We start from the raw sequence: 10,615 nt of genomic DNA, 5'->3' as shown, positions 1-10,615 counted from the left end.
GGGGAAGCTGGCCAAGTTCTGTTCCCGATTCATTAATTTTAGAAGGAAGATGTGGTATTGCGCCGAATGAGACTATAGAGGCAGCAAAAGAAGAGTTTGAAGGCTGGATTGGTGAATTAAAAGAAGTGGATAGTTGGTTTGTAAAAAATCCTGTAGAAGTAGAATGGTTTGGAGCGAGATGGGTTCCTGGTGAACTAGAAGAAAATCATCCGCTTATTACAACGCTTGGGCATAATTTTGTTGAAATTGAAGGGAACGAACCGATTATAGAAGCATCGCCATGGGGAACAGATGGAGGTTTGTTCACACAAATCGCTAACATACCAACGATAGTATTTGGTCCAGGAGAGACGAAAGTAGCACATTATCCAAACGAATATATAGAAGTTGATAAAATGATTGCTGCCGCGAAAATAATTGCATGTACATTACTAGATTGGTGTGAGGTGAAGAAATGAAACACTATGAATCTTTTAGTGAACAGACAAAGTACTACACAGTAGAAGGGGTATTAGACTATTTTAATAAACGTGTTAGAGTTGATCACTATACAGGAAATGTTGAACGCATTATACAAACAATCGATGAATTAGCAGAGAAACATTCTTTCACTAAATGTATTATTAAAGGAAAGGGAGAGCATGTTTCAACATGGCTCTCTTTCGGTTTCTTATTGGAAGCAACGATACCTCATTATTTTCAAGGACACGATGCGTACTTCTTCGTGAAATATCATTCCAATGAAAGACGAAATAGTATTCATTGGAATGAGGAAGATAGCATTTTAAGTGGTGTAAAAGCAAAAGAAGTGAAAGAAAAAATAGTCCCAGAGGAGTTTGTGTTAAGAAAAGCGACAGAAGAAGACGCGGAAGAATTAGCAATTGTCTTTGGGAAAGTATTTGAAGTTTATCCGACACCTTTAAATGAAGCGAGTTATGTAAAGCAGACGATGAAGGAAGACGATACAATTTACTATGTTTATGAATTTAAAGGGAAAATTATTAGTACAGCATCTGCTGAGATGAATGTGAAAGAAGGTAATGCAGAATTAACGAATTGTGCTACATTACCTGAATATCGAAAACATGGTTTTATGAAAAGTTTGCTAATTAAGTTAGAGGAAGAACTTCAAGAAAGATCTATTTTTTGTTCCTATACAATTGCTCGTTCGCTATCTTTCGGTATGAATGCAGCCTTTCATCAATTAGGCTATACATATACGGGAAGGCTCGCGAATAATTGCTACATTTTTGATAAGTTGGAAGATATGAATATATGGGTGAAAGATTTATCAAGCTATTCGAACGCAGTAAGACTCCCACCTCAAAATTCGGCTGTAAAGCAAAGCAGTTAGGTGGGAGTCGGGATAATAATCAGTGGGGATGAATAAAGCCCCACTGATTAAAGTTTCACTTAACCATAAATAAGCGATAAAAATATATACAAATTTCATCAAAATAATGGAACGGAATCGTCATGCTTATAATCGCACAGAGGGATGCCGAAAATCCGGCATGTATTTGCCAGATTTTCGGCAAAAGGGGGGATGACATTGCTAGCAGTTTCGACACAAGAAGTCATTGAAGCGATTTTGGGCAGTATTGATGAGGCTATACACGCAGTAGATGAAAATGGCATTACAATTTTTTACAATACCGTTGCAGCAAAACATGATGGATCCAAAATTGAAAAAGTGTTAGGAAAGCATTTGTTAGAAGCGTTCCCTTCTTTATCTAGGGACACGAGTACATTGATGAAGGTGTTAGATACAAAAAAACCAATTGTACATCAAGCGCAGCATTATCAAAATTTAAATGGAGAAGATGTTTGTACGGTAAATACGACGTTACCTATTTTTATAGATGGAAATATTGCTGGTGCTGTTGAAATTGCAAAGGACTATTCTACAATTCAAAAACTTACTGATACAATAGTCGATTTACAGTCAAAAATAAAGCGATCATCTGGCAAAAAAGCGATAAAAAAGCATGTTGCGTTTGAGACGATAGTAACTAATGATGCTCGGTTTAAACAGACGAAAGAATTAGCGCAAAAAGTAGCGCCAACTGATGCAAATGTTTTAATATATGGTGAAACTGGAACAGGGAAAGAGCTATTTGTGCAAGCCATTCATGAAGCGTCTAAACGGAAAATAAGCCATTTATTGCACAAAACTGCGCAGCTTTGCCAGAGTCGCTATTAGAAAGTTTATTGTTTGGAACGACAAAAGGAAGCTATACAGGGGCAATTGAACGAGCTGGATTGTTTGAACTTGTAGATGGAGGAACATTATTTTTAGATGAACTGAATTCAATGCCACTCGATTTACAAGCGAAAATGCTACGTGTATTAGAGGATGGAGTTATTCGTCGCATTGGTGATAATAAGACGAGAAAAGTAGATGTTCGCGTTATTACTGCGATGAATCAGCCTCCAGAAGTATGTTTAAGAGAAAATAAAATCCGCACTGATTTATACTATCGATTAAATGTGTTTTCATTATATATCCCGCCACTTCGCGAAAGAACTGAGGATGTACTGTTATTAGCGTCTTACTTTTTGAAAGAATATAATAAAAGTTATAAAAAAGGTGTACTTCAAATGGATAAGGAAGCAAAAGAAAGATTACAAGCTTATCAATGGCCAGGAAATGTTCGTGAGTTAAAACATACGATTGAACATGCTGTCATTATTGCGGAAGGGAATTCCCTAACAGCAAATTGCTTACCGCGCGCATTTCGGAAAGAGAAACTTCCAAAGAAGAAAAGTATATTACCGCTTAGGGAAGCTCTTCATCAAACGGAAAAGGAATTAATAGATCAAGCGTTAATTGAAACGGAAGGGAATATTTTGCAAGCAGCAAAAATGTTAGGTATTCCGCGTCAAACGCTTCAATATAAACTGAGCAAGTACGACAAAACCGCCGAATAATCGGCGGTTTTTGTGTGTTTGCACCAATAAAAGAGCGTTTACATATATAAAAAGTAATGAATATGATAGTAAATATTGTTTTAGTACTGCACTTGAAAATATTTTTTCTCATATATAATAGGATATTTCTCACATTTACTTATCAAGAATATGAAGTTGGCATAATTATTGCTTATATAAAGGATGAGCGTATAAAAAGGGGGAATAGCAATGTTACATGATGTATACAAACCAAATCGTCACTGGAAAGATATCGAATTATGGAAAGATGTTACAGAGGAACAATGGAATGATTGGGTTTGGCAATTAACGAATACGATCAAAACTTTAGATGATTTAAAGAAAGTAATTAACTTAACACCTGAAGAAGAAGAAGGCGTTAAAATTTCAACGAAAACGATCCCGTTAAACATTACACCGTACTATGCTTGGCTAATGAATCCTGATGACCCACGCTGTCCGATTCGGATGCAATCAGTGCCGATTTCGGAAGAGTTATATAAAACAAAATATGATTTAGAAGATCCTCTTCATGAAGATGAAGATTCACCAGTTCCAGGATTAACGCATCGTTATCCAGACCGCGTACTATTTTTAGTAACGAATCAATGTTCTATGTATTGTCGTTACTGTACACGTCGTCGTTTTAGTGGACAAATTGGAATGGGCGTACCGAAAAAGCAATTAGATGATGCGATTGCTTATATTAGTGAAACACCACAAGTACGTGACGTTTTAATTTCTGGCGGTGATGGACTTCTAATTAATGATAAAATTTTAGAATACGTATTAAAGAATTTACGAGCAATCCCGCATGTCGAGATTATTCGTATCGGAACAAGAGCACCAGTTGTATTCCCGCAACGTATTACAGAAAACCTATGTAACATTATTAAAAAATACCATCCGGTATGGCTAAATACGCATTTTAACACTTCTATTGAGATTACAGAAGAATCGAAACTAGCATGTGAAATGCTTGCAAATGCAGGTGTTCCAATTGGAAACCAAGCTGTAATCTTAGCTGGAATTAATGACAGCGTTCCAATCATGAAAAAACTTATGCACGATTTAGTAAAAATTCGTGTTCGTCCATATTACATTTATCAATGTGATTTATCAGAAGGTATCGGTCATTTCCGTGCACCAGTTTCTAAAGGTCTTGAAATTATTGAAGGCTTACGTGGACATACATCTGGTTATGCAGTACCGACATTCGTTGTTGATGCACCGGGCGGAGGCGGAAAAATTGCGCTTCAGCCAAACTATTTAATTTCACAAAGTGCGGATAAAGTTGTACTTCGTAACTTTGAAGGGGTTATTACAACGTATCCAGAACCAGAAAATTATATCCCAGGAAGAGCAGAAGGCTACTTTAAAGAAATTTATCCGACTTATGAAGAGAAACGTTCTGATATCGGCGTTGCAGGATTGATGAGTGATAAGAAATTTAATCTTGTTCCAGATGATTTACAACGTATGAATCGCCGTAAAGATTATGAAGTCAATGAAACGCATGCTTCTTTAAAAGATAAACGTGATAAGCGTGATCAATTAAAAGATAAAAAATATCAAGCACAAATGGCAAAGTTAGAAGATGACAAAAAAAATGAGGGTGACGCAGTATGAATTGTATGTGGTGTGACAGTACAGAAGCGAAAGAAAGCTTGAATACTGTATATTGGGAATTACCAGATGGTACGAAAGCCATTGAAATCCAAGAAACACCATGTATAACTTGTTCCTCATGTGGAATGGATTATCAATCAGACCATACTGTAAAAGAAATTGAAGACCAGTTGTTTTTAATCTATACGAAAGATTTGCCAAAACAACTAACGTACGAAGAGTTGATGGGAAGACCTCGTCTATTAAAAAGGAATTATTTCGACTTTTAACCAGCTTTTATGCTGGTTTTTTTCTATTTCGCCTTGTATAATGTACCCAAGTTAGAAAGGTAGGGAATATTTTTGAAAAAGACATTTTACCATTATATGATGAAGCACCGTGCAGCTTTATTTAAAAATGAAATATCAGATTTAGCAGAGGCGATGTATGATGATTTAAGTTTTCCGAAGCAATCTGAAGACTATGATGAAATTAGTTCATATTTAGAGTTAAGTGGAATGCTAGAGAGTATGTCTATATTTGATGAAGCATGGGATTTATATATACAAGAGAGATAACGATATTGAAGTGCTACGTAAATGAAAACATAAGGAATACATTACTTTAAAAAAGTGAAGTATTTCTTATGTTTTTTATTAAAGTTCGCCTTGCTGTTAGAACATAAATGTTAAGTAAAAGCTAGTATATATACTAGCTTTTTTGAGTTATACACACATTCTACTTTTTTATTGAAAAAATTTATGAATATAAGCTTCTGTGATAAGCGTTTTTATGTAGGTTGCATATACTGTTATCAAAATCACGACGTTAAAAAAAGGAGAGATATAGATGGCAAGGAAAAAACAACCTAAATACAACGTAGGGGACATTGTCGTGATTACGCTATATGGAACCGTTGGGAAAGTTACAAATATGAAGGTTTTAGATGGAGTTTACGTATACGAAGTAAATAATCACGATGGATTTTATGTAGAGCAAACTCTGCAGCATGTAACAGAGCAAGAAATGAAAAAGGGCGACACAGAGTGGATTGAATTAAATTATAACTTTACGTTTGGTGATCTCGTGCAAGTAACTGGGTATGATAAAGACGTTTTTCGTATTGTTGGTTTTCGTACAGAAGTATGGAGATATAAAAATGATGCATGGGAAGATACTATATATGAATTGTCACGAATTACGGATGGTGAATGGTTAGAAGCTGATGAATCGGATTTAACATTACTTGCTAATGCACAAACGGCAAATGCAATTTTGAAGAAAATGAAACAAGATAAAGCTGGTATGAATAAATTGGATTTAGGAAAGTTGAAGTCAATTAACAATTCGAAAAAAGTAAGTGTAAAGACGAATCGCCAAGAAATTATTGATGGATTATTAGATATTTATAATGATTATCATTTGTTATTCGATACATTTAAAGATGAAGAATACAAAATTGTTATGGATGTTGTTCATAATTATTTAGTTAAATTGACAGAGAAAAAATAGTTAACTAGAAAGAGAGAATAAATTGAACAACAACATATGCAGTATAAGGTATGCCTACAATTATTAAAAAATAAAAAGCCATTTAATAAGAGAGTCTGCCCATTGATCTTCATGCATGAACTCTTCTTTTGTTTGCCCTACTTCTTGATCTACTTCATATTGGTATTCCATAATTATTTCCCCCTTTTTTGTACTAGCTTGTACTACCATCGTATGCACCTCGTCCAAAAGATATGACCTATAAAAAAGAAAAACTATTTTTCTAATCTCATATACATAATTTTGAGATTTTTTCATAAAACAGAAATAAAGGAGTGATGCTCATGAAGGAAATTGAAGTCGTAATTGATACGGAAGAGATTGCGGAGTTTTTTTATGAGCAACTAATTGAAAGAGGATACGTTCCAAAAAGAGAAGAAGTTGAGGACCTAGCAGATATTACATTTGAGTATTTATTAGAGAAATGCATGATTGATGAAGTTTTTGATGAAGAGGAAGATTGAAAGTAACGACGGGCTTAACTCGTCGTTTTTTACTCTTTACAAACTTGTCACAAACAGAGTCAACAATTATTGGTATAATTAAAAGAAATTTTTATACAAGAGGTGAAGGGATGTTCAAAAAAATTATTGATTCTTTATTAGGAAAGAAAAAATATCGTTCGTATTCAAGTAGTGATTATCGCCATAGAGGGCGCTCTTATTCAAGTAGCGATTATAAACGACGTTCATCTGATTATGGGCATCATCATTATAAAAGAAAACGTAAAAGCCGAAGCTTCTTTTCAAGTAGTTGATGAAATGGCGTCGTATACTAGCTTTATTTGATAGACCACTGCGAAAAAATACAATTGTTGCAGAACGTTATAGCATTGAATCGGTAATTGGAATGGGCAGTTATGGGATTACATATGTCGTTAATGATTTACAAATAAATAAATATAAAGTCTTAAAACAATTAAGACAAAGTAAACAAAGATATGAGTCTGGTAGAAAATCATTTGAACAAGAGAAAATGATTTTACAAACATTAAATCATCATGCAATTCCTAGTCTATATGATCATTTCGTATGGGAGAAAAAGAGCTTTTTTGTGATGGAGTATATGCCGGGAGAAAATTTCGAAGATTATATTTTATTAGATGGGCATGTATATGAAGAACGAGAAGTTTTTAAAATTTTATATGAAATATTAGGAATTGTTTCAGTTTTTCATAGTAAAGGTATCATTCACCGAGATTTACGTATTCCGAATATATTAATGAAAGAAAATCAAATTAGTATTATTGATTTTGGATTGGCTAAATTGAAAGGTGAGGGTGATGAGAGAGCTACAACTTATGAAGGGGAACAAGCTTTGATGCGAGAAGTTCACTTTCGTAGCGATTTTTATGCGCTTGGTCATTTCGTATTATTTTTACTGTATGCTGGCTATGAATCAACTGAAAAAAAAGAAAAACCTTGGTATGAAGAGTTAGTATTGGAAGAATATAATCGCGAAATGCTAATGCGAATGTTACAAATGAAAGCGCCATACTATGAGAATGTACAAGATCTTAAAAAAGATGTAGCTTACGCTTTAGAAAGGATGGAGACCCCATGTTTCAAAAGTTTTTAGCAAGCGTTGGTATTGGTAGTGCAAAAGTAGATACGGTTCTTGAAAAAGATGAGTATATAGTTGGAGAAGAGATAGTAGGAAAGGTTCATATAACTGGAGGCTCAGTTAGCCAACGAATTGAAAGCATTTACTTAACGTTATCGACGTCTTATGTAAGAGAAGTGGATGATAAAAAAGTAACGGCAACGTATGATTTAGAGCGAGTTCGTTTAACTGATCCATTTTCTGTAGAGCCAAATGAAAAAGTTGAAATTCCATTTTCGTTTTCAATGCCAATTGAAGCGCCACTAACACTTGGTATGAAAACGGTTTGGGTTCATACAGGTCTTGATATTAAACGTAGTATTGATCCAAGTGACCGCGATTATATTCAAGTGTTGCCGAATGCACTATTGAACAGCGTATTAGATGGTGTAAATCAATTAGGTTTTAAAGCGCGTCATATAGAATGCGAAGAATTACCGTATCGATTACGTAAGCAAGTACCATTTGCACAAGAATTTGAGTTTATTCCAGTTTCCGGAGAGTATTATGGGAAATTAGATGAATTAGAATTATTAATCTTGCCAAGTGCTCACGACCGATTAGAAATTATTATGGAAGTAGATAGAAAATCACGTGGATTGGCTGGTTTATTCGCAGAAGCGCTTGATCTTGATGAGAAGGTTATTCGCTTTACAGTAACAAGCGAAGATATTCCAACGATGCAGCAAAAAATTAACAATTATATTTTTTAATAAACTATGCATAAAAAAGAAATGGAGAGGAAAACTAAAACAACCGCTCCATTTTTTTGCATAGTGAGGTTATGTATGTGAAACGATATCGACATTTATACTTGTTAAGTTGTACATTACTCATTTGTTTTGTCGCACTATCACTTTCGTATCATACCGCTTGTATTGAAAAAATTGATAATGTAGTCGCACACTTTATTCAAAGTTTCCGAAACGATTATTTGACAACCTATTTTACTTGGATGTCCTTTATCGGTTCAAAAAGAATATATTTCCCGTTACTCATTATACTTGTAATGTATTTTCTCGTTAGAAAAAAACTGCTAAGTGCATTACTTCTAACAATAAATTATTACGGATCTCGTTATTTGAACAGTATGCTCAAACTATGGTATGAACGGGCAAGACCTGATGTAACGCAGCTTGTTACGGCAACTGGATATAGCTTTCCGAGCGGGCATACGATGAATGCTACTGCTTTTTTAGGATTTATTGCATACGTCACAATTACAGAAGATCGTATTTCATTGCATAAAAAGTTGCTGATTATTTTTATAGCGAGCTTTGTTGTATTATCTATTTCAGTTAGCCGAATTTATCTTGGCGTGCACTATCCATCTGATATATTAGCCGGATGGGCAGCGGGTGGTAGCTGGCTCGTTTTATGTGTTATATTTCATAAGGCGTTCATCAAAAAAGAACCTATGTCATAATAGGTTCTTTTTGCATGGGCTCCACATGAATATGAGCATGGTATATTCCGAATTTCTTTCGAAGCATTTCCTCAATATTGTCAGTGATACAATGGCTTTCGCGTACATCCATTCGGGCATCAACCTCAATTGTAATATCTACATACGTTTGATTTCCATACATACGAGCGCGAATATCTACAATATGTTCTACACCTGAAATATGCCCGATAGCATCAGCATATTCATCCATTTTTTCAGGGTCAATTCCATCTGTTAGCATATGAGAAGCTTCTACGAAAATTTCCCATGCGGTTTTACAAATAATAAGACCGACAATTAAAGCGGCAATAGGGTCTAAAATAGGCATTTGGAACTGTGATCCGACAATACCTATTACTGTACCAATACTTACGAGTGCATCTGATAAATTATCTTTTGCAGCGGCTTCTAACGACTTACTCTTTGTTTGAATCGCAATCTTTTTCGTATATTTATATACGAAGTACATTACGACGGCAGAAAATAATGCAACCCACGCAGCGAGTACATTAGGTGCTGCTTGTTTCGGATTTAAAAACGATTGAATTGCACTAATCACAACTTCTAATCCGACCGTTGCCATAATAAAAGAAGCAACAAGTGATGCGATTTGTTCTGCACGCGAATGCCCATATGGATGATCTGGGTCGCGAGGCTTACGAGAAATTTTCAGGCCAATTAATATTGCTAAAGAAGCACCAATATCCGTTAAGTTATTCAATCCATCAGCACGTAATGCGCTAGAGAGGGTAATATAACTGATGATAATTTTCATAGAGGATAAAAAATATGTAGGCCATAATGCTGACAATAGCACCTTTATCAGCTTCTTTATGAGAAAGAGAATCCATTTTAATCACTCACCTTTCTATTAGGAATTTCTTTCTATACATAGAGTATCAAACGAAACTCGTGTGGGTCTATACAAACATTGTTGACGTTTTATAGCTTTTTAAGAAGGGGATAACAAAGTTTCGCGAAGGAAAAATATGTTGTAAAGTGCAAAGTTTAGGTTTTAAATTAATTGGGATTAATTTACAATTAAAGGGTGGGAGGGTAAGGTGATGAAAAAACTAATATTTTTCTTACTATGTATTGTTCTTATAATGACTGGGTGTAATTCATCAAATATTGAAAATGTGAAGGAACATAATATTTCTAAAGTATCCATATCTACTTTTAATGGCTACGGTGGATTAAATGAAAATTATTTTCTAAACATAGAAGACAAACAAATAATCAATGGAATTAATAATATGTTTAATAGCATGAAAAAACAAAAGAGAAGAGGTGAAATACCACAATACGATATACTAATTACATATGAAAATAGTGATACGAAGGGTATACATTTATACCCCGGAGATGAAGGAGAAAGGAGTGTAATTATGTACATTGGTCATGAAGAAACTGTATACTACACTTCTGAAGAAATGACGAAACAACTACGAAAGATAATTGTGAAAAAAGATTAAA

General features: G+C 34.5%; 12 protein-coding genes and 3 pseudogenes. 13 read left to right on the top strand and 2 right to left on the bottom strand.

The genetic code is table 11. The annotated features are described in order from the left end of the window. The 7 genes and pseudogenes from CDB3_RS12990 to CDB3_RS12960 form a co-directional block, all read left to right on the top strand. A partial coding sequence (locus CDB3_RS12990) for a M20/M25/M40 family metallo-hydrolase (RefSeq protein ID WP_128854776.1) occupies window positions 1–458 on the top strand: 458 nt, incomplete at its 5' end. Further along, complete coding sequence (gene ablB / locus CDB3_RS12985) at window positions 455–1,354, top strand: putative beta-lysine N-acetyltransferase (protein WP_128854775.1); 900 nt, start codon at window positions 455–457, stop codon at window positions 1,352–1,354. The genes CDB3_RS12990 and ablB, both read left to right, overlap by 4 nt. A 192-nt stretch (window positions 1,355–1,546) precedes the next feature. Beyond that, window positions 1,547–2,931: pseudogene (gene rocR, locus CDB3_RS12980) on the top strand (arginine utilization transcriptional regulator RocR). A gap of 210 nt (window positions 2,932–3,141) precedes the next feature. After that, the gene (gene kamA, locus CDB3_RS12975) at window positions 3,142–4,560 is read left to right on the top strand and encodes a lysine 2,3-aminomutase (protein WP_128854774.1); all 1,419 of its coding nucleotides are present in this window, start codon (window positions 3,142–3,144) and stop codon (window positions 4,558–4,560) included. After that, window positions 4,557–4,829 (top strand): YokU family protein, encoded by a 273-nt coding sequence (locus CDB3_RS12970; protein ID WP_002119088.1) that lies wholly within the window; start codon window positions 4,557–4,559, stop codon window positions 4,827–4,829. Before kamA ends, CDB3_RS12970 begins: the two co-directional genes overlap by 4 nt. Before the next feature lie 72 nt (window positions 4,830–4,901). Next, a complete protein-coding gene (locus CDB3_RS12965) occupies window positions 4,902–5,117 on the top strand; it encodes a YozE family protein (protein WP_071745820.1) in 216 nt (71 codons plus the stop codon). 271 nt (window positions 5,118–5,388) lie between these two features. Further along, entirely contained in the window at window positions 5,389–6,051 is a 663-nt protein-coding gene (locus CDB3_RS12960) for a hypothetical protein (protein WP_000101504.1), read from the top strand. 4 nt (window positions 6,052–6,055) lie between these two features. Here CDB3_RS12960 and CDB3_RS12955 read toward each other — a convergent pair. Then, a pseudogene (locus CDB3_RS12955) lies at window positions 6,056–6,222 on the bottom strand (DUF3930 family protein). A 152-nt stretch (window positions 6,223–6,374) separates the two neighbouring features. On the opposite strand from CDB3_RS12955, the gene CDB3_RS12950 reads away from it, so the two are divergent. The 5 genes from CDB3_RS12950 (at window position 6,375) to CDB3_RS12930 (ending at window position 9,118) form a co-directional block, all read left to right on the top strand. After that, on the top strand, window positions 6,375–6,554 hold the full coding sequence (locus tag CDB3_RS12950; protein WP_000658453.1) for a YozD family protein: 180 nt from the start codon (window positions 6,375–6,377) through the stop codon (window positions 6,552–6,554). A 110-nt stretch (window positions 6,555–6,664) separates the two neighbouring features. Then, complete coding sequence (locus tag CDB3_RS12945; protein WP_071745888.1) at window positions 6,665–6,847, top strand: hypothetical protein; 183 nt, start codon at window positions 6,665–6,667, stop codon at window positions 6,845–6,847. Continuing rightward, on the top strand, window positions 6,847–7,668 hold the full coding sequence (locus CDB3_RS12940) for a serine/threonine protein kinase (RefSeq protein WP_128854780.1): 822 nt from the start codon (window positions 6,847–6,849) through the stop codon (window positions 7,666–7,668). Before CDB3_RS12945 ends, CDB3_RS12940 begins: the two co-directional genes overlap by 1 nt. Continuing rightward, complete coding sequence (locus CDB3_RS12935) at window positions 7,650–8,405, top strand: sporulation protein (RefSeq protein ID WP_128854773.1); 756 nt, start codon at window positions 7,650–7,652, stop codon at window positions 8,403–8,405. The genes CDB3_RS12940 and CDB3_RS12935 overlap by 19 nt, the downstream gene beginning before the upstream one ends. 77 nt (window positions 8,406–8,482) lie before the next feature. Next, window positions 8,483–9,118 (top strand): phosphatase PAP2 family protein, encoded by a 636-nt coding sequence (locus tag CDB3_RS12930; RefSeq protein ID WP_016129318.1) that lies wholly within the window; start codon window positions 8,483–8,485, stop codon window positions 9,116–9,118. Here CDB3_RS12930 and CDB3_RS12925 read toward each other — a convergent pair. After that, window positions 9,108–9,990: pseudogene (locus CDB3_RS12925) on the bottom strand (cation diffusion facilitator family transporter). The gene CDB3_RS12930 and the pseudogene CDB3_RS12925 overlap by 11 nt on opposite strands. Before the next feature lie 213 nt (window positions 9,991–10,203). Between CDB3_RS12925 and CDB3_RS12920 the strand changes: the two are divergent. After that, window positions 10,204–10,614, top strand: coding sequence for a YhfM domain-containing protein (locus CDB3_RS12920; RefSeq protein ID WP_128854772.1), 411 nt, complete (start codon window positions 10,204–10,206; stop codon window positions 10,612–10,614). The last annotated feature ends 1 nt before the right edge of the window (window position 10,615 follow it).

Source organism: Bacillus sp. CDB3 (assembly GCF_002081505.1).
Lineage (GTDB): Bacteria > Bacillota > Bacilli > Bacillales > Bacillaceae_G > Bacillus_A > Bacillus_A cereus_AT.
Note: the sequence above shows the minus strand (reverse complement) of the source record. Positions and strands in the feature narration are given on the sequence as shown.

Excerpts from the sequence above, each read along its gene's own strand:
- ablB (WP_128854775.1), top strand. The coding sequence starts at position 455 with ATGAAACACTATGAATCTTTTAGTGAACAGACAAAGTACTACACAGTA.
- kamA (WP_128854774.1), top strand. The coding sequence starts at position 3,142 with ATGTTACATGATGTATACAAACCAAATCGTCACTGGAAAGATATCGAA.
- CDB3_RS12970 (WP_002119088.1), top strand. The coding sequence starts at position 4,557 with ATGAATTGTATGTGGTGTGACAGTACAGAAGCGAAAGAAAGCTTGAAT.
- CDB3_RS12960 (WP_000101504.1), top strand. The coding sequence starts at position 5,389 with ATGGCAAGGAAAAAACAACCTAAATACAACGTAGGGGACATTGTCGTG.
- CDB3_RS12950 (WP_000658453.1), top strand. The coding sequence starts at position 6,375 with ATGAAGGAAATTGAAGTCGTAATTGATACGGAAGAGATTGCGGAGTTT.
- CDB3_RS12945 (WP_071745888.1), top strand. The coding sequence starts at position 6,665 with ATGTTCAAAAAAATTATTGATTCTTTATTAGGAAAGAAAAAATATCGT.
- CDB3_RS12940 (WP_128854780.1), top strand. The coding sequence starts at position 6,847 with ATGAAATGGCGTCGTATACTAGCTTTATTTGATAGACCACTGCGAAAA.
- CDB3_RS12935 (WP_128854773.1), top strand. The coding sequence starts at position 7,650 with ATGTTTCAAAAGTTTTTAGCAAGCGTTGGTATTGGTAGTGCAAAAGTA.
- CDB3_RS12920 (WP_128854772.1), top strand. The coding sequence starts at position 10,204 with ATGAAAAAACTAATATTTTTCTTACTATGTATTGTTCTTATAATGACT.